Genomic DNA, 22,142 nt, shown 5'->3' on the forward strand with positions numbered 1-22,142 from the left:
CTAGCGAACGGAGTGTTTCAGTTCCTCCGCCACCAGGAAGGCGAGCTCGAGGGACTGCATGTGGTTCAGGCGCGGATCGCAGAGCGACTCGTAGCGCTGGCCCAGGGTCGCCTCGTCAATGTTTTCTGATCCACCCAGGCACTCGGTGACGTCGTCCCCCGTGAGTTCGACGTGGATGCCGCCGGGGAAGGTGCCCACCTCGCGGTGCGCCTCGAAGAAGCCGCGCAGCTCGTCCATGACGTCGTCGAAGCGGCGCGTCTTGAACCCGTTCGAGGTGGTGATCCCGTTGCCGTGCATCGGGTCGGTCACCCACAGCGGCGTCGCGCCCGCATCGCGCACCCCGGCGAGCAGGCCGGGCAGCACGTCGCGAATCTTGCCCGCACCCATGCGCGTGATGAACGTCAGGCGTCCCGGCTCGCGTTCGGGGTCGAGCTTGTCGATCAGGCGCAGCGCGTCGTCGACAGTTGCCGTGGGGCCGAGCTTGACCCCGATCGGGTTGCGCACATGCGAGAGGAACTCGACGTGTGCTCCGTCAAGGTCGCGCGTGCGCTCCCCGATCCAGAGCATGTGGCTTGAGGTGTCGTAGAGATCGCCAGTGCGCGAGTCAATGCGCGTGAGCGGGCGCTCGTAGTCAAGCAGCAGCGCCTCGTGACTCACGTAGAACTCGGTCTGCGTGAGCGCCGTGTGATCAACGCCGCATGCGTCCATGAACTTCAGCGCCCGATCGATCTCGGCGGCGAGCGACTCGTAGCGCTGGTTCGCCGGGTTCGACACGAAGCCCTTGTTCCATTCGTGCACCTGCCGCAGATCGGCGAAACCACCCTGCGTGAACGCACGGATCAGGTTCAGCGTGGACGCGGAGACGTGGTAGCCGCGCACCAGGCGCTGCGGGTCGGCGGTGCGCGACTCCAGAGTGAAGTCGAAGCCGTTGACGATGTCGCCACGGTAGGCCGGCAGAGTGACTCCGTCGCGGGTCTCCGTCGTGCTTGAGCGCGGCTTCGCGAACTGGCCAGCCATACGACCGACCTTGATCACGGGCATCGAGGCGCCGTAGGTGAGCACGACCGCCATCTGCAGCAGCGTCTTCACGCGGTCCCGGATCTTGTCGGCGGTGGCAGCTTCGAAGGTTTCGGCGCAATCCCCGCCCTGCAGCAGGAACGCTTCTCCCCGGGCCGCAGCGGCGAGCCGGGCGCGCAGCTGATCGGCTTCCCCGGCGAACACGAGCGGCGGCTGACTGGCGAGCTCCGCTGACGCGCGCTGAGCCGCCTCGGCGTCCGGCCACTCCGGCTGCTGCTTCGCCTCGAGCGTGCGATAGGCGTCAAGCCCCGCGAACGCTCCGGTTTGCGCAGTCAGAGTGGTGTTGCTCGTCATCAGTATTCCCTTGGGTTGGGGTGAATTCGCGTACACGTGTGGCAGGGTGCCACAAGCCCCCAGCTTACTCCCCTGTGGGAAACACGCCGGGCGGTTCCGCTCAGAGCGCTACGCGGTGCGGGCGCGCACGCTCGAGGCGTACACGTCAACGTATTCCTGGCCACTCAGGCGCTGGATCTCAAGCATGATCTCGTCGGTCACGCTGCGCAGCACAAAGCGGTCAGCACTCATCCCGGCAAAGCGAGAGAAATCGAGCGGCTTACCGATCACGGTGCCGATGCGGCGGATCTTCGGAATCTTCGCGCCAATCGGCATCGCCTTTTCGGTGTCGATCATCACCACGGGCACCACGGTTGCGCCGGATTCAAGCACCATCCGCGCCACGCCTGTGCGCCCACGGTAGAGCCGAGCGTCGGGGCTGCGCGTGCCCTCGGGGTAGATGCCGAGCACCTCGCCGCGATCCAGCACACCGAGCGCCGTGTTGAGCGAGGCTTCGGAGGCCTTGCCGCCCGAGCGGTCAATGGGGAGCTGCCCGACAGCGGTCATGAACGTCTTCACGATCCAACCTTTCAGGCCTTTACCCGTGAAGTAATCGCTCTTCGCGAGGAAGTAAATGCGCCGGTCGATCATCACCGGGAGGAAAAAAGAGTCCACAACGGAGAGGTGGTTTCCCACAATAATTACGGGCCCCGTCGCCGGAATGTTCTCGGCACCCTCTACCCAGGGGCGATAGAACATTTTCAGTAACGGCCCGATGATCAGGTGTTTAAAGATCCAGTAGAGCACAGTGGGTGGTTTCCTCTCGATACCGACAAGACTAGCCGACACAGCGGTCACACACCGGTATGCATATAGGCTCAATCATGTGACGTTGCGGCTGAGTGAGCCGCACACCGTGAAGGCCTGTAACAGGTATCAAGGGAGCTGCCGTGAAACAGTCTGAAATGCCCATTCTGATCCCACCCGTCCCCGAGGACAACATTTCCGACCTGCTGGAGCAGCGTGTCGCTGCGACGCCGGATCGTGTCCTCTTCTCGGTTCCCGAGCAGGGCGACTGGCGCGACATCACGGCGACGGAGTTCCGCGCCCAGGTCGTCGGGCTCGCCAAGGGCTTCGTGTCAGCCGGAGTCGAACCGGGCGACCGAATCGCGTTCATGTGCAAGACGAGCTACCCGTGGACGCTCGTGGACTTCGCGCTCCACTACGCGGGTGCCGTCATGGTGCCCGTATACGAGACGTCGTCGCCGCTGCAGATCCACTGGATTCTCGAGGATTCGGGCGCGCGCGGGATCGTTATGCAGACCGCCGACTACGCGGATCGCGTTGCGGAGATTCGCAGTGATCTGCCGGATCTCGAGCTCACCTGGCGCCTCGACGAGGACGCAATCGCAAGCCTCACTGCCGCGGGCCGCGAGGTCCCCGACGCCGAGATCGAGCGCCGTCGCAACATCGCCGTGGGCAGTGACATGGCGACGCTGATCTACACCTCTGGCTCCACGGGCCGGCCCCGCGGCTGCGTGCTGACCCACTCGAACTTCGTTGACCTCTCCCGCAACGCCGGGGCTGCGCTGGATCAGGTCGTCCAACCCGGCGCATCAACCCTGTTGTTTGTGACCCTGGCGCACGTGTTCGCCCGTTTCATCTCGGTGCTGGCTGTGCACGCTGGCGTTCGCGTTGGCCACGAGCCGGACACCTCGAAGTTGCTGCCGGCGCTCGGCTCGTTCAAGCCGACCTTCCTGCTCGCCGTGCCGCGCGTGTTCGAGAAGGTCTACAACTCAGCAGAGCAGAGCACCGAGGCCGACGGCAAGGGCAAGATTTTCCGGGCCGCCGCGAAGGTTGCCGTCCAGCATTCTGAGGCGATCGACGCCGGGCATGTCCCGTTCATGCTCGGGCTGAAGTTCAAGGTGTTCGACAAGCTTGTCTTCACAAAGCTGCGCGAAAAGCTCGGCGGAAACGTGAAGTACGCTGTCTCCGGTTCTGCGCCGCTCAGCCACTACCTCGGGCATTTCTACCGCAGTCTCGGCGTCAAGATCCTCGAGGGCTACGGCCTGACCGAGTCGACCGCGCCCGTCTCGGTGAACCTGCCCGACAAGTTCAAGATCGGCACCGTGGGCCCCGCACTCCCCGGCCACACGATCCGCATCGCGGACGACGGCGAAGTTGAGATCAAGGGCATCGACGTGTTCAAGGAGTACTGGAACAACCCAGTCGCCACGCGGGACGCGTTCACCGAGGATGGCTTCTTCCGGACCGGCGACCTGGGCTCGCTGGACGAGGACGGTTACCTCACGATCACGGGCCGCAAGAAGGAGATCATCGTCACTGCCGGCGGCAAGAACGTCGCACCGGCCGCGCTTGAGGATCCGATCCGCGCGAACACGATCATCGGTCAGGTCGTTGTCGTCGGCGATCAGAAGCCGTTCATCTCCGCGCTCGTGACACTCGATCCAGAAATGCTGCCGGCTTGGTTGAAAAACCAGGGCGAGGATCCGACAATGTCGCTCGAAGAAGCCGTACGCAACCCGAAGGTGCTGGCGGAAATCCAGAGCGCGATCGACGAGGGGAACAAATACGTCTCCCGTGCCGAGTCGATCCGCAAGTTCGTGGCGCTGCCCACCGAGTTCATCGAGGCGAACGGCCATCTCACCCCGAAGATGAGCATCCGTCGCGACGCAATTCTCCGCGACTTCGCCGGCGAAATCTCAAAACTCTACGGCGAGAACCCGCAGACCGAAGCGGTCGACACGCAGAAGTAGCCGCGCGGCAGGAGCCGCACAACCCAAGGGAGTCCCTGTGACATACGAGCCACACCCTCAGGCAAATCAGTCGCCGGTGCCGCCGAAGCAGGGACTCCCGGGCTGGGCGATCGGGCTGATCGTCGGCGTGAGCGCCCTCTTGATCCTGCTGCTCGGCGCCGGGATCTGGGGAATCAACGCGCTCGGTCGCACGCTGAACGACGCGATGCCCGAGCGGCAGCTTCCGACTCCGGAATCGCCGGCATATCCCGAGCCCAAGCGGCCCGGACACGACGCCTCGGAGCACACCGATGGCCTCGCTTCGCAGGCCGCCACGGATTCCGAGTACATCGTGTCGACAACCGAGAAATACCGGACCGCGCGTTCTGACGGCACGATCACGCAGCTTGTCCCCGGCGGAGACACCGTGGATCCTGACTACATCACGGCGTTCCTCTACGTGCTCACCGATCTTCGCAGCGCGGTGCGGTTCACCCCCGCAACGCCGGACAATGCGGCGCAGCTGCGCGAGTACGCGGAGCAGACGGCAGAGTACGAGCGCCGCTTCCTCGCGGGCGAAGACCTGGACGTTGACATCACCATCACCCGAGACGATGGCTCCGTCTTCGAATCTGACGGGAAGTACCGTACGAAGACCCCATAGCTGCCCCGCTCGCGGTAGCATCTTCGCACACGCACACACTCTGAGGGGAGCACGCCATGACCGGTGTCACCGCAACAGGCATTGTCATCGATCGCACCACGATCGCATCTCCCGAAGCTGTATTCGCCGCGCTCACCGAGGCCGAGGCCTTTGCACACTGGTTCGGCGGCCCAGACGTCGACGTGCCAGCAGACAGACTCTCGTTCACCGCGGTGACCGGGGAACCCTGGTTCGCAACGATGGTGCTGCCGGACGGGAACACAATCGACTGGGCCGGACACTTTGTGCGCGTCGATCCGCCGCACGAGTTTGTGTTCACCCTGACGGACCAGCCGGGTGCCGACGCAGTGTCAGATGGGGTGCCCGTATCGGTCACCATCGGCCCTGCCGACGGGGGCGCTGCGCTACACATGACGCAGGAGACCCCGGATTTCCCGGAGGAGCAAAAGGCCGCGACGCTTGACGGCTGGCAACTGTTCTTCGATGAGATCCTCACGCTCGCCGAGGCGCGCTAGAACCAGCTCGAGGTTCGGATCTGACGCATCGCTTCGCCACGCGATTCACGGTCCAGGCGGCTGATGTAGAGCTTGCCATCGAGATGGTCGCACTCGTGCTGGAGGGCCTGCGCGAGCAGGCCCTCCCCCGAGATCACAATCTCGTTCCCGTCGAGGTCGATCCCGCGCACCGTTGCGCGCGGGTACCGCAGCACCTCGAACCACAAATCCGGCACCGAGAGACACCCCTCACCCGTGGGCACAGGCTCCCCCTCAAGCGCCACGATCTCCGGATTCAGCACATAGCTGACGTTCCCGTCGATGTTCAGTGAAAAGGCGCGCAGGTTGTGCCCGATCTGGGTGGAGGCAAGCCCGGCCCGCCCATCGAAGGCGACCGTGTCGAGGAGGTCGGTGACAAGAGCACGCACGCCCTCGTCCACCTCCCCGACCGGTTCACAGACTGTGCGGAGGGCCGGGTCGCCAAACAGGCGGATATCTCGTACTGCCACTCACCCAGCTTAGGCGATGATGACGATGAGGTCGCCCGCCTCCAGTGCGCGGGTCCCGCTAAACACGAGCCGCTCCACGACACCCGCGACCGGGGCCGTGATTGCCGCCTCCATCTTCATCGCCTCGATCGTCGCGATCGGCTGCCCCACCTCGACGGTGTCGCCGGCCTGGACCTTCACCGTGACAGTCCCCGAGAAGGGTGCCGCGAGCTGCCCGGCAACCGTGCGATCCGCCTTCTCTGCGACCGGGGCCGACACGGCAACGCGTTCGTCTTTCACGAACACCTGCCGCAACTGACCGTTTACACGCACCATTACGGTCCGCACGCCCTTGTCATCGGCCTCGCCAATCGCTTCGAGACCGACGTAGAGACGCACGCCCTTCGCAAGGTCGATCGCGTATTCGGTGCCCGCTTCCAAGCCGTACAGGTAATCGGGGGTGTCCAGGACCGAGAGATCGCCGAACAGTTCCCGATCCCGCTCAAACTGCTGTGTCGGGACCGGGAACAGGAGACGGTTCAGGGCCTGCTGGCGCGCCACGCCCGACGCAGCAAGCAGCGCTTCGTCCGCCGCGGACAGCGGTGTGACACCCACGTTCACGTTCCGCCCGGCAAGCACCTTGCTGCGGAACGGTTCGGGCCAGCCGCCGGGGATCTCGCCGAGTTCCCCTGCCAAGAAGCCGACCACGGAATCTGGGATGTCATAGTTTTCCGGGTGTGCCGCAAAATCTGCCGGATCCGCGTCAACCGCGGCAAGGTGCAGGGCAAGATCCCCCACGACCTTTGACGACGGCGTGACCTTCGGGATTCGGCCCAGCAGTCGATCCGCCGCCGCGTACATGTCCTCAATCTTCTCGAACTCGTTGGCGAGCCCCAGTGCGATTGCCTGCTGGCGCAGGTTGGAGAGCTGCCCGCCGGGGATCTCATGGGAGTACACCCGCCCGGTCGGAGCCGGCAGGCCCGACTCAAACGGACGGTACACCGAACGCACCGCATCCCAGTACGGTTCCAGCGCAAACACCGCGTCCTGGCTGAGCCCGGTATCCCGTTCCGTGTCCGCGAGCGATGCGACCAGGCCCGACAACGATGGCTGACTCGTGGTCCCCGACATCGGCGCAGACGCGACATCGACCGCGTCGACGCCCGCTTGTGCGGCCGCAAGCAGTGTCGCGAGCTGCCCGCCCGGGGTGTCGTGGGTGTGCAGGTGCACGGGGAGATGGAAGCGCTCCCGCAGGGCGGTCACGAGTTTCGCGGCCGCCGCGGGGCGCAAGAGCCCGGCCATGTCCTTGATCGCGAGCACGTGGGCACCCGCCGCCACGATCTCGTCCGCGAGGTTCAGGTAGTAGTCCAGGGTGTATTTGTCCTCCGCCGGCGAGAGCAGATTGCCGGTGTAGGCCATCGCCACCTCTGCGACCGCGGTGCCCGTGTCCCGCACTGCGTCGATCGCCACACGCATCTGCTTCACGTCGTTCAGCGCGTCGAAGATCCGGAACACGTCAACACCCGTCGCGGCAGCCTCAGCCACGAAGGAACGCGCCACGTTCGCCGGGTACGGGGTGTAGCCAACGGTGTTCTGTCCGCGCAACAGCATCTGAATCGGCACGTCTCCGAGCGACTCGCGAAGAGTTGCCAGGCGTTCCCACGGATCCTCGCCCAGGAATCGGAGTGCCACATCGTAAGTCGCCCCGCCCCACGCCTCCACAGACCACAGCTCGGGCGTCATGCGGGCCACATACGGCGCGACGCGGGCCAGGTCCTTGGTGCGCACGCGAGTGGCAAGGAGCGACTGGTGGGCGTCCCGGAACGTGGTGTCGGTGACAGCCAGCGCGGTCTGCTCGCGCAAGGATCGCGCATAGCGCTCCGGCCCAAGTTCCAACAGCCGCGACCGCTGCCCTGAAGGGGCGGGCCGGGACAGATCCAGCGCGGGAAGCTTCGCCGCCGGGTCGATGCCCTCGGGGCGAGGCCCGTTCGGCTGGTTCACTGTGACGTTCGCGACGTGCTGCAGCAGCCGCGTTGCCCGGTCCTTCGGCTTGTTCATGCTGAGCAGCTCGGGACGTTCTTCAATAAACGAGGTCGCCACATCCCCAGCTTGGAATGCCGGATCGGCGAGCACGGCTTGCAGGAAGGGGATGTTCGTGGCGACGCCACGAATCCTGAACTCCGCAAGAGCGCGCCGCGCCCGCACCACCGCGTCTTCGAAGGAGCGGCCCCGGCACGTGAGCTTCGCGAGCATCGAGTCGAAGTGAGGGCTGATCTGCGCGCCAGCGTTGATCGTCCCGCCGTCGAGACGTACGCCACCGCCGCCCGGCGAGCGGTACGCGGTGATCCGGCCCAGGTCTGGCCGGAAGCCGTTCGCCGGATCCTCCGTCGTGATCCGGCACTGGAGTGCCGCCCCACGCAGGTGGATCTGGTCCTGTGTGAGTCCGAGCTCCGCAAGCGTCGCGCCGGCGGCGATCTGCATCTGCGCGCGCACAAGGTCCACATCCGTCACCTCTTCGGTGACTGTGTGTTCAACCTGGATGCGGGGGTTCATCTCAATGAATACGTGCTCCCCCGCACGCTCCCCCTCGGTATCGAGGAGAAACTCCACCGTTCCCGCGTTTTCATAGCCAATCGATTCGGCGAACGCGATCGCGTCTCGGGTAAGTTCTTCCCGCTTCCCCACAGGGAGGTTCGGGGCCGGCGCAATCTCCACGACCTTCTGATGGCGGCGCTGCACGGAGCAATCGCGCTCGAACAGGTGCACAACGGCGCCCGATGCGTCTGCGAGAACTTGCACCTCGATATGGCGGGGTCGCAGCACAGCCTGCTCGATGAACATTGTCGGATCACCGAACGCGGAATCGGCCTCGCGCATCGCCGCTTCGAGCGCGTCGCGCAGGTCCTCGGGTCGTTCGACCCGTCGCATACCACGCCCACCACCGCCGGCAACAGCCTTCGCGAACACCGGGAATCCGATCTCCGCGGCCCCCGTCACGAGCTCTTCGACGTTCGTGGTGGGCGGCGTCGAACGCAGCACCGGCACACCGGCCTTGATCGCGTGCTCCTTCGCAGCGACCTTGTTCCCGGCCATCTCGAGCGCCAGTTTGCCAGGCCCAATAAATCGGATCCCCGCCGCTTCAGCCGCGGCCGCGAGCCCCGGATTTTCGGAAAGGAAACCGTACCCCGGGTAGATCGCGTCAGCTCCCGATTCAACCGCGACCCGCACGATCTCGGCAATATCAAGGTACGCGCGCACCGGGTGCCCGACCTCGCCGATCAGATACGCCTCGTCCGCCTTCAAACGGTGCAGCGAGTTCCGATCCTCATAGGGAAATACCGCGACCGTGAGCGCACCCAGCTCATGCGCCGCACGGAACGCACGAATCGCGATCTCACCACGATTGGCAACCAAAATCTTCTCAAACATGCAGAAACACCTCTCTGTATTCAGTCAACGTCGGTTGCCCAGACCGCACGAATCGTTCGATATCAAGATACATGGAACTTTCCGCAGCACCACTCAGAACGTCTCTGCGCCGCAGATCTTGCGGCCTCTTCCCCACAGCCCAGATCCGGCAGTATCTTGGAACAGCCTGCGCCCGTCGTCACCGAAGACCGCGCGCACACGCACTCCCATATTCCTCCCAACTGAAGGAAGTTATGACCGACCCCACTTTGGCTCACGGTGCGAAGATGCGCCGAGGCGGAGGGCTCATCGCTGCGGCGACGCTCGCCGCGAGCCTCCTACTCATTCCCGCCCCTGCGGCGTTCGCCGACGATGTCGCCCCAGCGATCCCTGGCCCGCTGACCGCGGGCGACCCTGTGTTCCCGAACGTCGGGAACGGTGGTTACGACGCGCTGGACTACCAGGTTTCCCTCACATGGACGCCGGACCCCCTGCCGCAGGCGGGGCCGCTCATGGCCGGCAGCATCGACGCCGCCACCACCACAATGACTGCGCGCGCAGCGCAGCCGCTCAGTTCCTTTGCGCTCGATTTTGAAGGAATGGAGGTTGATTCGGTAACGGTCAATGGCACGCCTGCGACCTTCACCCGCGCGCAGGACGCGGACGCAATCAGTTTTAAGCTCATCATTACCCCGGCGACCCCAGTGTCCGGTGAGTTCACCACAACCATCGCTTACCACGGCGTCCCCGTCACCCACATCGATGCCGACGGGTCGGCTGAGGGCTGGAGCCGCACCACCGACGGCGCGATCCTTCTGGGCCAGCCTGTCGGCATGATGGCTGGCTACCCGCACAACAACACACCGGGCGACAAGGCCACCGCCACCTTCACGCTCGATATCCCCACAACTCTGAGTGCCGCCGACGGCTCGAACCCCGGCCCCGCAGCCGCCGTGAGTACCGGCGAGCTCCTCTCCCGCACGCCGTCTGAAGATGGTGCGCGCACAACCTGGGTGTGGCAGCAGCGCAAGCAGCTGGCCTCCGAGCTTGCCCTCATCGCTATTGGCCGTTACGACATCGTGGAGGGCGAGATCACACTCACCAGCGGCCGTACGATCCCGAGTTGGTCCTTCATGGATTCGCAGCTCAGCGCTGCCGATAAGGAGAAGGTACGCAGCAGTGTGGCGCGACTCCAAACGGTGACGCAGCAGCTTGAGTCACTCTACGGCCCATACCCCGGCAACAGCACTGGCGTTGTCGTAGACTCGGTCCCGCGCGCCATCAACTACGCCCTTGAGACGCAGGATCGATCCTTCTTCCCATCCGCAAACTCCGTGGCCGGCAACACCCTGATCCACGAGGTTGCACACCAGTGGTACGGCAACAACGTCTCACCCACGACCTGGACCGATATTTGGATCGCCGAGGGTATGGCGACCTGGGCGCCGCGATACGTCAACAGTACGGACGGTTTTGGCACCGGGAACACCACGGAAACCTCGTTCTACGAGGACTGGCAGCGGACTCCCGCAGACAGCGATGCATGGGCAATCGCGCCCGGCGCGCAGACTGACTCGGCAATGCTCTACGACTACCAGACATACTCGCGCGGCGGTCAGTTCTGGGAGGCGCTGAAGATCGCCATCGGCGATGAGAACTACCGTGCGGTGGTTGCCGAGTGGCAGACCCGCTACGCGGGCACAAGCGTCGCGGGTGCACAGTTGCGGGCACTCGCGGAGGAGATTTCCGGGCGCGACCTCGACGCGTTCTGGGAAGCTTGGATCCTGACCCCCGCGAAGCCAGCCTGGCCGGAGAAGCTCACGGCGAGCCTCACGACCCCCGAGCGCAGCGCATCGCTTGAGCGCGGGGACCGCGTGAGCTACAGCCTGAGCGCGGCAAATACCGGCCTCGCTCCCTTGGCGAGTTCGGTGATCACCGTCGACGTCACGACGCTCCTCGCTTCCGCCACCCTTGACACCCCGCTGCCTGCAGGACTCACGCTCGAGGGCACCACGCTGACCTGGGCGGTCCCCGAGACCGCCGCGGGGGCCACCGCTACGACGGAGTTTGCGGCGACCGTGACCGATTCCGCATCGGGCGGAACGATCGACACCGTTGCTGCCGTCGCCACGCTCGGCGGGACGTGCACCGATTGCAGCACTTCGCTCCCCATATCCGAGTACGAGATCACCCCGGCCCCCGTGCCCGTCATCGCCGGTGAGGCGCGCGTCGCTTCAACGCTCACCGCGGCCACCGCAGGCTGGCCAGAGGCCACGGTGTTCACCCACCAGTGGAACGTTGGCGGCGTACCCGTTCCGGGGGCAAGCGACACCTCCTTCGTGATCCCCGAATCTGCACTCGGCGAGACCGTCACCGTCACCGCAACAGGCACGGCGCCGGGGCACCTTCCGACGGCGGCCACAAGTTCGGCAACCGCGGCAGTCCAGGCTGCACGCGTGGATCCGAAGCCTGACCCCGAGGGGCCAGTCGCGCCATCAGAGGACGCACTCACCGACGCCCTGCGCGGTGCCATCTCGTTCCCGAGCACGGTCGCCCCCGGCCAGCGCATCACTGTGGGCCTGGGCGCGGAGTTTGCGAGCACCACGGTTGAGAGCTGGCTCTTCTCCACACCCAGCCACCTCGGGAGCCGAACCGTCGACGCTCACGGCACCATCGAGCTCACGATCCCGAAGAACGCCGAGCTCGGGACACATCGCCTGGCAGTGGCACAGGCTGACGGCACGGTCATCGGGTGGGGGCCGCTCACCATCGCCGCCGCGACGCCAGACACGGCCACGCCGAGCACCGGCGGGCTCGCCAAAACTGGCGGCTCGGTGCCGCTGCTCGCGGGGGCTCTCGGTGCCACGCTGCTCCTGAGCGGCGCGGTGTTGATCGCTTCGCGACGAATCGGACGCAACGCGCAGTAGCAGGGCTCCGGGGCCGGGAGGACGCGCCCGGGGTCCCGTCGAACTCATCGGCGGGGCCCCGGGGCAGCCTCCCGGCCTCAGCCGTGTGCGCCCGTCATTCTCGCCCTGATCGGGCATCCGCTTTCGTTGTCCGCGAACAGTTCTTCCAGAAACTGCCGCTCTGGCAGCTCGATCGACTAAACTCAAGACGTGCATGTATTGAGTGTGAGCTCCCTCAAAGGCGGCGTAGGCAAGACCACAGTGACCCTTGGCCTTGCGTCGGCAGCGTTTTCCCGCGGCCTGCGGACTCTGGTTGTGGACTTCGATCCCCAGTCCGACGTCTCGACCGGCCTCGCGGTGAACCCTGAAGGCTACCTGAATGTCGCTGACGTCCTGGAGAGCCCCAAGGAGAAGACTGTGCGCGCCGCGATCGCGCACAGCGGCTGGAACGACTACCACGAGGGCGGCACGATCGACCTCATGGTCGGCAGCCCCTCCTCCATCAACTTTGACGGGCCCCACCCGTCCGCGCGCGATATTTGGAAGCTCGAAGAAGCGCTCGCCATCGTCGAGTCCGAGTACGACCTCGTCCTTATCGACTGCGCCCCCTCACTGAATGCGCTGACCCGTACCGCTTGGGCCGCCAGCGACCGCGTGCTCGTGGTGGCAGAGCCCAGCCTGTTCGCAGTCGCCGCGACGGACCGTGCCCTCCGCGCCATCGAGGAGATCCGCCGCGGAGTCAGCCCGCGCCTGCAGCCACTGGGCATTCTGATCAACCGAACCCAGCCGCAGTCGATCGAACACCAGTTCCGGATCCGCGAACTGCGGGAGATGTTCGGCCCGCTTGTGCTCACCCCGCAGCTGCCCGAGCGCCCCTCGCTACAGCAAGCTCAGGGTGCAGCGAAGCCCGTACACATGTGGCCAGGCGAGCCCTCGCAGGAGATGGCCGGAAACTTCGACACGATCCTCGATCGAGTCCTCCGCTCCGCAGGCATGGACGCCTCGCGCGCGGCAACTGCCCCCACCGCAGCAACGACGGTCACCGACTAACAGACCCCCGTTTTCCGAGCCCCTGTGCCGAGCATCGACGCTCAGTACAGGGGCTCGTCTCGTTCCTGCCGGTGCACGGCAACACCGTCATGACTACTCAGATACATTGCATGTGCGCTGAGCGATCAGGGGCGATAACCGTGCGAGATAGGCATCCCGCACTCAGATGTGTGCCGGATTCCGCCAGCTCCGCACCGCGCGACGTCAGCTCCCTACGCTAGACCGGGGAGTTTCCAGCGCCGCAGTTTCGGTGCTCTGGCTGCAGAGGACAGATGCCACCATGATCCCCATTCCCCGGACTCGACGTCAGCGGACTCGGTATGCGTCGCCGTTGTGGGTGTGCCTGCCTGTTGCGCTCATGCTTATCCAGAGCTCCAGCCCGCCTGCCTCCGCGGCCGAGCGCAGCGGCGTTCTTTCCACTGTGACTCCCGTGCTTTCCGCGGCACGAACGGCACCGGTGCTGCCACGCGCCGAGCTCGCCGCCACCGGGGCGGCGTTCGGCGCCGTCGAGATCATCGCGCTGATCGCGGTCGTGCTGATCGCGGCCGGGCTAACGGCCACCGCCGTTGCACGCAAGCACCGCGCACGCCAGGACCAGACCCCCACCGACACGATCGAGTAGGACAGCGTATCCCTACTCCCGGTTCGCACTCAGAAAACGAGGTCCGCACCATGTTCGATGCTGCTCACCCCCAGAGCCCCCCTCGCGAGCGTTCGCGGCGCCCCCGCAAGCGCGGGCGCCGCGGGCCGAAAGCAAGCCGACGGCGATCAGCGGGAACTCTCCTCGCTGTTGTCGCGCTGGGACTCTCGAGCGGGGCTGTCACGGGCGGTGCCACGCCGTCGCACGCGGACGCACCGACTCCCGTCACCACTGAACGAAAGATCTTCGTGCCTGATCGCACGAATCTTGCTGGGAGCGCAGTCGCCGTCGCCTCTGACACGGTTGCGTATACAAATGCCTACGGGGGTGAGGTGCAGATCGCAGAGCTCGCGGAGCCCGAAACAGACACGTGGATCGAGACCACGTTGACTCCTGACGAGTACGAATCAACCTACGGCGCTGACGTCGCCCTCGCCCCGGATGGGCTGACGCTCTATGTGTCTGCTCCGGCGTCAGAGCGGATCTACGTCTACTCTCGGGAGGCACTCGGCACCTGGGTCAAAGCTGCTCCGTTGCTCGCCCCGGAACCTGTCGCTCCCATCGAAGACAACGGCATCGGGTTTGGCAGACGCATCCTCGCGGACGGGAACCGGCTGCTCGTAGGAGTTCCCTCGGGTGTCATCGATGGCGAACAATGGAGCGGCTTCGCCTACCTTGTCGAGCTGCCGCGTGATCCGGACGAGCCGGCGCAGTGGACTCCGCTCATCGCGGGCACCCCACAGCCCTGGGACGCGATGGGCGAGGCGCTCGCGCTGTCGGGGGATCGTGTCGCGATGGGTGCGCCGGGAGGCTCAATAGATGACCCGCTGTCCTATTGGGGTGGCGTCTACCAGTGGGACCTCACAGATGCGGATCTCACCCCACGATACCGCGAGACACCACCGCTGGGCAGCGACACCTGCATCAACGAGGAGTCCATGCGCGGTTTCGGCAGCACGCTGGCATTCGATGACACCTCGCTCTTTGTCGGCGCAGCGATGGAGATCACCCTTCCTGAGGGATCCGCACCAAGCACGGGCGGCGTGTGTGGCGAGGCGGAAATCGAGCACATGGGTGCCACCCGCGGCACGATCTACCGATTCGACGCTGAACTGCAACAGATCGGCGGGAAGATCCTACCCCAGCCGCAGACCTCACGGTTCGGCTATTCCATCGCCGTGGCCGGAGACCGACTGATCAGCAGCGGCGGAAGCTATGACGGCCCGCCAAGCTGGTCGGGGGACGACACTCCGGGGGAAGTCCAGGTGCTCCAGCGCGCAGGGCTCTCCGAAGTGCCGGCGACCGTGGAGACCCCCCATCAGCGCCCGGACCCCGCCCAGATCATGCGGCCGTCCTCGCCGGAGGCGGCTGGCCGTGCCTTTGGAAGTCAGCCGAGCACCCACGGCTTTGCGTCGACAGCAGACATGACATTCGTCGGGGCACCCGACAATCTCGGGCCCCGAGCGCTGAACTCAGGTTCGGCGTACCTCTTCGATCACACACCGCTACCGGAACCGCCGAAGCCCGGTCCCATCACACTTGCCACAGACGACGTCGTGGTGAGTTACGGAGCGCAGGCTGAACTCAGTGCCACAGTCTCCGGGACTACCGACCCCGGAGAGGTGCGTGGCACCCTGAACCAGAAGCCGATCGGGCCAGTGACGACCGTCGCAGGTGAAGCACTGATCGCGGTTCCGGGAACCCCGCTGGACACTGGCGTGTATCCGTTTGAACTCGAATTTCTCTCGGAGGGAGACGATGCGCCGAGCGCCAGGGCCACTGGCACCCTCACTATCGTGCCAGTCGCAACGACAGTCGCGTTCACCGCGGTCGACGCGTCCGGAACCCCGGTTACAGAAGCGGATGAGCGGACACCGTTCTGGCTGCAGGGCACCGTGGGCACCGAAGGCGACACCACACCCCGTGGCACCGTCGAGATTTGGGACAGTGACGATGAGGAGGTGCTCCTCAGGCTCCCGGTAACGGAGAACACCGGGGCATTTGCGCTGCCCGCCGATGATCCGGGGTTTGTGATCGTTGACTTGGACGCCCGGCTCGAGGCTCGCTATACGGGTGATGGGAATCACCTCCCCGCGGTCGGGCACGTCACAGTTGCGGCCCTAGGGCCGGATCTCATCGGGGGTCCGACGCCGCGGGATCCGCCAGCAGAAGATCCCCCCGCAGGCGAAGCCGCTGGGCCGCGAACGCTCGCGGCGACTGGAGCCACTCCAATCCCGCTGGGTTGGAGCACGGCATTTGTGCTCGCCTTGCTTCTCCTGGGCACGACGTTACTCACCCACGGACGCCGGCGATCGTGACGAAGCGTGCGGAGCGCTAGGAGATCTTGCGGGAGGTGCGTCGCGCGGCGAGCTCGTCGACCGAGTCGGCGCTTTGCTCGCGGTGTTCGTCCATGTCGACGAGCGAGGACTCGACCTCGCGGAGGACCTTGCCCACCGCAATCCCGAACACGCCTTGCCCTCGGCTCACGAGGTCGATGACCTCGTCGCTTGAGGTGCAGAGGTAGACGCTTGCGCCGTCGCTCATGAGCGTTGTCTGCGAGAGGTCGTGCACACCGGCCTCATGGAGCTGGGCGACGGCCGTGCGAATCTGCTGGAGCGAGATCCCCGTGTCAAGTAGACGCTTGACAAGCTTCAGAACGAGGATGTCGCGGAAGCCGTAGAGTCGCTGCGAGCCGGATCCGGCCGCACCGCGAACCGTGGGCTCGACGAGTCCGGTACGTGCCCAGTAGTCAAGCTGGCGGTAGCTGATGCCGGCCGCGCGAGCGGCAGTTGCACCCTTGAAGCCGCCGTCCTGATTCGGGCGCGGCAGGCCGTCGTCAAACAGCAGTTCCGCGTCGAGGGAGTTCCCCAAGGTCAGTGAAGAACCGTCTTCCCCTGACGGGTGCTGCGTGTCCTTCATCGTGTTCCTTTCTCGGGGACGCGACGCGCCCAACTCCCGACAACGCTACCGACCGGAGGCGCCCCATGCAACGACCATCGAGGGCCATTTTCGGCGTGTCGTTCTCAAGGAAAACTTGAAGGTTGATTTGGCGCGGAAGTGGCCCGGTGCGGGGCTCGAAATTAGCTGCCGGAAACACGCCGACGCAACACGCCGGAGCGCACAGTGTCGAGGTAGCCGGCAAACTCGAGGGCTTCCTCAGCCCCGGCTGGGGTGCCACTCTTCACGCCGCGGGTGGTCACCGCGCGCGAAATGAGCTCGGCTTCGCGCTCCGCGGCGACCCGCAGCGACCGCAGATGCCGGGGCGTAATGCCCCGCTCGGCGAGCCGGAGCAGCGCGGTGAGCTGTGCGACCGCGTCGTGCGGGAAGACCTCGGCCGCAGGCAGGAGCCCCGCGGCAATCGCCTCACCCAGGAACCGCGTGCTCGCACCCGTGGAGCGGCAGAGCTCGTCGCTGCTGAGTACACGCTTCGGTGCGAGGATGCTCGACGCACTACGCGCGGCCGCTCCGGGGATCACCGGGTCGCGCCCCTCGTCGAGCTCTTCGAGCACCTCAGCGATCACCTTGAGCGGGAGGTAGTGGTCACGCTGGAGCGTCAAGATAAGCCGCAGCCGTTCAATGTGCGCCTGCGAGAACTTCCGGTACCCCGACTTTGTGCGTTCGGGCGTGACAAGCCCCTGTTCCTCAAGAAAGCGGAGCTTTGACGGCGACAGATCCGAGAAGTCGTCCTGCAGGCGCGCCAGCACCTGACCGATGCTCAGGAGCCCGGCCGGGAGCTGGCGGGCGGCAGAAACCGCCATACTACGCGCCTTCAGTGAGGTCGAATCGTGATGCGAAGAACGTGAACCGGAACTTCCCGACCTGCACCTCGGCACCGTCTTCGAGCGGCACCTCGCCGGAGATGCGAGCACCGTCGCAGAACGTCCCGTTCAACGAGCCCAGGTCGGCGACGCTGAACGCTGTGCCGGCGCGATGAAACTCTGCGTGCCGGCGTGACACCGTAACGTCATCCAGGAAGATGTCGACGGCGGGGTGCCGGCCTGCAACGGTGACGTCCTGGTCGAGGAGGAAGCGCGCGCCCTGGTCGGGGCCGCGGCGCACCACGAGCAACGCGGCACCCGAGGGAAGCGCCTCGACAGCGTCGCGCTCGTCGATCGTGAGGTCGGTTGCGCGGCTCCGGATCATGGCACCGAGATCCTCGCGGAACTGCTGCGTTGCGCGCACCTCAGTGTGCTCGGGACTACGGGCGTGATTCTCAGTGTTCACGTGCTCACCCACTCCTGATCTCGGGGCTTCGGTGAGCCATACGGCTCAGTCCCTCTACGCTATCGCAGCAAGGCCCTGGCGCGCACCTCACCACCCGCAATCGGAGCGTTCCCAGTCGCCATTCGCGGCGGGATCCTCCCCCGCCCGCGAATTACTGTGGCTTCGCTGAGTTACGCGCGTCGTTCGTTCTGCTCGAGGAACGCATAGACCTCGTTATTGTCCACTCCGGGGAACGTTCCGGTGGGCAGCGCCGCGAGCAGGCTCGTGGGCGTCGCGGCCTCAGGCCAGGCCGCCGCAGCCCACTTGGTAGTCAGCTCACTCGAGGCCTGGCGACAGCACCGATCGTCCGGGCAGAACGACCGCGAGCGATGGGACGTTTCGCGACCACGGAACCACTTCACGTCGTCGAAGCGCACCCCCACGCTGACCGAGTACAAGCCCTCTTTTGCTTTCTCAACGCGCGAGGTGCACCAGTAGGTACCGCCCGCAGACATGTCCGTGTACTGGTACCAGGGGTTAAACCTGTCGGACTGCGCAAACACAGTTCGGGCTGTCCAGTTGCGGCACACCATCGCCCCCTCGAAATTCCCCAGCGCATCGGAGGGGAAACGCACGCCGTCATTCTCGTAGGCCTTGATGAGGGTGCCCGACTCGTGCGCCTTCATAAAGTGCACCTGGAGTCCGAGCCGCTCGGTCGCCAGGTTCGTGAAGCGGTGCGCCGCCATCTCGTAGGAGACACCAAACGCATCGCGCAGATCCTCCATCGAGATCTGGCGCTGCTTCTTCGCCTCCGCAAGGTGCTCCACGGCAGCCGCCTCAGGCAACAGCACAGCACCGGCGAGATAGTTCGCTTCGACGCGCTGGCGCAAGAAGTCCGCGTAGTTGCGCGGTTCCTCGTGGCCGCACACCAGGCTCGCGAGCGCCCGCAGAATTGGAGCGCGCGCGTCACGCGAGGGCAGGTTGGTGCCGAGGTAGATGCGGCCATTGCGGCGGTCGATCACGGAGCGCGTGGAGTGCGGCATGTTCGAGACGTAATGCAGACTGAAACCCAGTTTCTCTGCAACGCTCGCGATCGTCTGCTGCGAGACCGGGCCGCCCGTGTAGCCAACGCTGTCGAGCAACTGCGAGGCTGAACGCTCAAGCTCGGGGTAATAGTTCCCCGCCACGCGCATCTCCGCCCGCAGTTCCGTGTTGGCCCGCCGGGCCTCCTCGGGAGTCGCCGCACGCTCGCGATGCAGTCGCTCGACCTCCTGGTGCAGGCCGAGAATCGCTTTCAGCGTCTCGTCGCTCGTGGCTTTGGACACGCGGATCGGCTGAATCCCGAGGGAACCGAAGACCGTGCCGCGCTGCGCTCGCTCCACCGCGATCTCGAGCGCGGCGCGCTCGCTCGGGGCCTCGTCAAGCAGCAGGTCGTCGACGCTCACCTGCAGCGCTGCGGCGAGCGCACGAAGCAACGGGAGTCGGGGCTCTCGCTTCCCGTTTTCGATCGCGGAAAGTTGCGAGGGCGCGCGGTCAACTGCCGCCGCGAGCTGTTCAAGGGTGAGTCCGCGATGCATCCGCTGCTCACGGACCCGGCGGCCGAGCGTGAGCGCGTCACCACCGTCTTCGAGGTCGGCGTCTGCGGTCCGGGGGATGCCGGATCCGGAAGTGAGGTCCGAAGCGAGAAGCGTCATGATTCCATCATGCCAGAACGTGATTCTTCCCTCAATCAGAAGAAACTCAGAAATTCACCCCATGAAACACCAAAAACACCCCCTCTTGGGCCCCCAAGATGGAACTACACCACGAAGTCGTCGTCGACAGTACCGTCACGCGGCACCTTCCACCACACAAAGGACACACCATGACCACCACGCAGGCGGCCCCGCAGCAGTCGCAGACCGCCACCACCCAGTTCTTCGGCCCCCGCATCGAGGTCACCGGCCGCCCGTTCTCCCGCAGCGAGGAGATCCTCACCCCTGAGGCGCTCGCTTTCCTCACTGAGCTGCACCACCGCTTTGCAAGCACTCGCCACGAGCGGCTCGCGGATCGGCAGCGTCGCCGCTACGAGATCGGAAACGGGCGCGATCCCAAGTTCCGCGAGGACACCCGCCAGATTCGCGAGGACGCGAACTGGCAGGTCGCGGGTGCGGGGCCCGGACTGGATGATCGCCGCGTGGAGATCACGGGTCCCACCGACCCGAAGATGACAATCAACGCCATGAACTCGGGGGCCCGCGTGTGGCTCGCCGATCAGGAGGACGCCACGAGTCCGACCTGGCACAACGTGATCGGCGGTCAGCTGTCGCTGTTCGACGCGATCCGGGAACAGCTCGAGTACACGAGTCCGGAAGGCAAGGAGTACCGCGTCACGGCAGAGGAAGCCCCGACGATCGTGATGCGGCCCCGCGGCTGGCACCTGGTGGAGAAGCACATGCGCTTCGTCGACGCGCAGGGTCAGGCAGGCGCTGCCTCGGGCAGCCTCGTGGACTTCGGGCTCTACGCGTTCCACAATGCGCAGGAGCTCGTCGCTCGCGGCCGCGGCCCGTACTTCTACATCGCCAAGCTCGAGTCCAGCGAGGAAGCGAAGCTGTGGGATGACATCTTCACCTTCACCGAGCAGGAGCTGGGTCTCCCCCACGGCACGATCCGCGCGACGGTGCTCATCGAGACGCTGCCCGCCGCCTTCGAGATGGAAGAGATCCTGTACGTGATGCGGGATCACATCGCCGGGCTCAACGCCGGCCGCTGGGATTACATCTTCTCGATCATCAAGAACTACCGCGGCCGTGGTGCTCGGTTCGTGCTGCCGGATCGCAGCGAGGTCACGATGACGGTGCCGTTCATGCGGGCCTACACCGAACTCCTCGTCAAGACCTGCCACAAGCGCGGGGCGCACGCGATTGGCGGCATGAGCGCCTTCATCCCGAACCGCCGCGACGCTGAGGTGACGGCACGCGCTGAGGAAAAGGTGCGCGCGGACAAGCAGCGCGAGGCGGGAGACGGCTTCGACGGCACCTGGGTCGCGCACCCCGATCTGATCCCCGTGGCCCAGGCCGAGTTCGATGCGGTTCTCGGAGATCGCCCCAACCAGGTGGACCGCCAGCGTGATGATGTGGAAGTGACGGCCGCGCAGCTGCTCGACGTCCACATTGGCCGCGACATCACCGAGGCTGGGGTGCGTGACAACGTTTCGATCGGATTGCGGTACATCGAGGCGTGGCTGCGTGGCAACGGCGCGGTCGCGATTGACAACCTGATGGAGGACGCAGCGACCGCGGAAATCAGCCGCTCGCAGATCTGGCAGTGGATCCACCAGGACCAGTCGACCGCGGAGGGTACCCGGATCACCCGCGAGTGGGTCTCGGAGCTGCTGCGCGAGACCGTCGCGGGCTTCGCACGCTTCGACGGTGACCGCTACGCAGATGCGGCAGAACTGTTCGCCGATGTCGCACTCGGGGACGACTTCCCGACCTTCCTCACGGTTCCCGCCTACAGCCGGTACCTCGTCGACGCGTAACCCTTCGGGCTGCGTATGTGCGGTGTTCGCCCCGGCCGGGCGGGCACCGCACACACGCGTTTCACCGGGGATTCTGCGGAGTTTCTGCCGGATCGCCACTCAGCGGTGGGCGAGCACCCTCACGGTGTGGCATTCTGCTGTGGAGACTTGCCAATTGAGAGGACACGGGTCACATGGGATTCTTCACGAAAGACAGCGCACCGGCCGCCGGCAGCGCAGATGGACTCGCCCCGCTCTCCAAGGAGCGCATCAAGGCCGGCCTCGAGCGCGAAGGCTGGTCCTACAGCGTTGACGCCGACGGCGATATTGGCGGCGGCTGGGAGTACGGCTCGTTTTTCTTCTTCACCAACGGCGAAGACAACGAGCTCCTGTGCATCCGCGGCAGCTGGCGCGGACAGCTCCCGGGACCCGACTTCCTCCAGGCAGCCGAGTTCTGCAATAACTGGAACGCCGAAAAGCTGTGGCCCAAGACCTACGCACGTCGCGACGACGAGGGCATGGTGCGGATCCATACCGAGCACAATGTCGACTACGAACAGGGAATCACCGACGGCCAGCTCTCGCAGCAGCTGATCTGCGCGATCAACACGGGAATGTCGTTCTACGAGCAGCTGAACGAGGCGTTCCCGGAGGCCTGGGCAAAGGTCAAGCCCGCCGAGTAGC

The 22,142-nt window shown here is 65.5% G+C and carries 17 protein-coding genes; 9 read left to right on the top strand and 8 right to left on the bottom strand.

The window, feature by feature from the left end; all coding sequences use genetic code 11:
* Both FM113_RS02345 and FM113_RS02350 read right to left on the bottom strand, forming a co-directional pair.
* Entirely contained in the window at positions 1-1,371 is a 1,371-nt protein-coding gene (locus FM113_RS02345) for a class II 3-deoxy-7-phosphoheptulonate synthase (protein WP_087011098.1), read from the bottom strand.
* A 108-nt stretch (positions 1,372-1,479) separates the two neighbouring features.
* The gene (locus tag FM113_RS02350) at positions 1,480-2,157 is read right to left on the bottom strand and encodes a 1-acyl-sn-glycerol-3-phosphate acyltransferase (RefSeq protein WP_087011100.1); all 678 of its coding nucleotides are present in this window, start codon (positions 2,155-2,157) and stop codon (positions 1,480-1,482) included.
* Positions 2,158-2,300: 143 nt separating this feature from the next.
* On the opposite strand from FM113_RS02350, the gene FM113_RS02355 reads away from it, so the two are divergent.
* Genes FM113_RS02355 through FM113_RS02365 form a run of 3 tightly spaced genes read left to right on the top strand, consistent with a single transcriptional unit; the run spans position 2,301 to position 5,285 of the window.
* Positions 2,301-4,127: a long-chain fatty acid--CoA ligase gene (locus FM113_RS02355; protein ID WP_087011102.1), complete on the top strand. Its 1,827-nt coding sequence runs from the start codon at positions 2,301-2,303 to the stop codon at positions 4,125-4,127.
* 37 nt (positions 4,128-4,164) lie between these two features.
* Entirely contained in the window at positions 4,165-4,770 is a 606-nt protein-coding gene (locus tag FM113_RS02360; protein WP_087011104.1) for a hypothetical protein, read from the top strand.
* Between the two features lie 56 nt (positions 4,771-4,826).
* Positions 4,827-5,285 carry an SRPBCC domain-containing protein gene (locus tag FM113_RS02365; protein WP_087011106.1) on the top strand — a complete coding sequence of 153 codons (459 nt, stop codon included), beginning with the start codon at positions 4,827-4,829 and terminating at the stop codon, positions 5,283-5,285.
* Here FM113_RS02365 and def read toward each other — a convergent pair.
* On the bottom strand, positions 5,282-5,773 hold the full coding sequence (def, locus tag FM113_RS02370; RefSeq protein WP_087011108.1) for a peptide deformylase: 492 nt from the start codon (positions 5,771-5,773) through the stop codon (positions 5,282-5,284). The two genes, FM113_RS02365 and def, sit on opposite strands and share 4 nt — an antisense overlap.
* Positions 5,774-5,782: 9 nt before the next feature.
* Complete coding sequence (locus FM113_RS02375; RefSeq protein ID WP_087011110.1) at positions 5,783-9,181, bottom strand: pyruvate carboxylase; 3,399 nt, start codon at positions 9,179-9,181, stop codon at positions 5,783-5,785.
* Between the two features lie 233 nt (positions 9,182-9,414).
* On the opposite strand from FM113_RS02375, the gene FM113_RS02380 reads away from it, so the two are divergent.
* The 4 genes from FM113_RS02380 (at position 9,415) to FM113_RS02395 (ending at position 16,074) form a co-directional block, all read left to right on the top strand.
* Positions 9,415-12,087: a M1 family metallopeptidase gene (locus FM113_RS02380; protein WP_176387050.1), complete on the top strand. Its 2,673-nt coding sequence runs from the start codon at positions 9,415-9,417 to the stop codon at positions 12,085-12,087.
* Positions 12,088-12,276: 189 nt separating this feature from the next.
* Positions 12,277-13,116, top strand: a complete 840-nt coding sequence (locus FM113_RS02385; protein WP_087011114.1) for a ParA family protein — start codon at positions 12,277-12,279, stop codon at positions 13,114-13,116.
* 280 nt (positions 13,117-13,396) lie between these two features.
* Positions 13,397-13,738: a hypothetical protein gene (locus tag FM113_RS02390; protein WP_140393264.1), complete on the top strand. Its 342-nt coding sequence runs from the start codon at positions 13,397-13,399 to the stop codon at positions 13,736-13,738.
* A 266-nt stretch (positions 13,739-14,004) separates the two neighbouring features.
* Complete coding sequence (locus FM113_RS02395; protein WP_140393265.1) at positions 14,005-16,074, top strand: Ig-like domain repeat protein; 2,070 nt, start codon at positions 14,005-14,007, stop codon at positions 16,072-16,074.
* Positions 16,075-16,090: 16 nt separating this feature from the next.
* On the opposite strand, the gene FM113_RS02400 is transcribed toward FM113_RS02395, so the two are convergent.
* The 4 genes from FM113_RS02400 to FM113_RS02415 form a co-directional block, all read right to left on the bottom strand.
* Positions 16,091-16,675: a MerR family transcriptional regulator gene (locus FM113_RS02400; RefSeq protein WP_254908831.1), complete on the bottom strand. Its 585-nt coding sequence runs from the start codon at positions 16,673-16,675 to the stop codon at positions 16,091-16,093.
* Positions 16,676-16,836: 161 nt separating this feature from the next.
* On the bottom strand, positions 16,837-17,514 hold the full coding sequence (locus FM113_RS02405; RefSeq protein ID WP_087011120.1) for a MerR family transcriptional regulator: 678 nt from the start codon (positions 17,512-17,514) through the stop codon (positions 16,837-16,839).
* 1 nt (position 17,515) lies between these two features.
* The gene (locus tag FM113_RS02410; protein ID WP_254908832.1) at positions 17,516-17,980 is read right to left on the bottom strand and encodes an FHA domain-containing protein; all 465 of its coding nucleotides are present in this window, start codon (positions 17,978-17,980) and stop codon (positions 17,516-17,518) included.
* Between the two features lie 170 nt (positions 17,981-18,150).
* Positions 18,151-19,653, bottom strand: a complete 1,503-nt coding sequence (locus tag FM113_RS02415) for a helix-turn-helix domain-containing protein (RefSeq protein WP_087011123.1) — start codon at positions 19,651-19,653, stop codon at positions 18,151-18,153.
* A gap of 170 nt (positions 19,654-19,823) precedes the next feature.
* Between FM113_RS02415 and aceB the strand changes: the two genes are divergently transcribed.
* Complete coding sequence (gene aceB, locus FM113_RS02420; RefSeq protein ID WP_140393266.1) at positions 19,824-21,479, top strand: malate synthase A; 1,656 nt, start codon at positions 19,824-19,826, stop codon at positions 21,477-21,479.
* Between the two features lie 173 nt (positions 21,480-21,652).
* A complete protein-coding gene (locus FM113_RS02425) occupies positions 21,653-22,141 on the top strand; it encodes a YbjN domain-containing protein (protein WP_087011125.1) in 489 nt (162 codons plus the stop codon).
* The last annotated feature ends 1 nt before the right edge of the window (position 22,142 follow it).

This window comes from Leucobacter sp. 7(1) (assembly GCF_900163635.1).
Classification (GTDB): Bacteria; Actinomycetota; Actinomycetes; order Actinomycetales; family Microbacteriaceae; genus Leucobacter.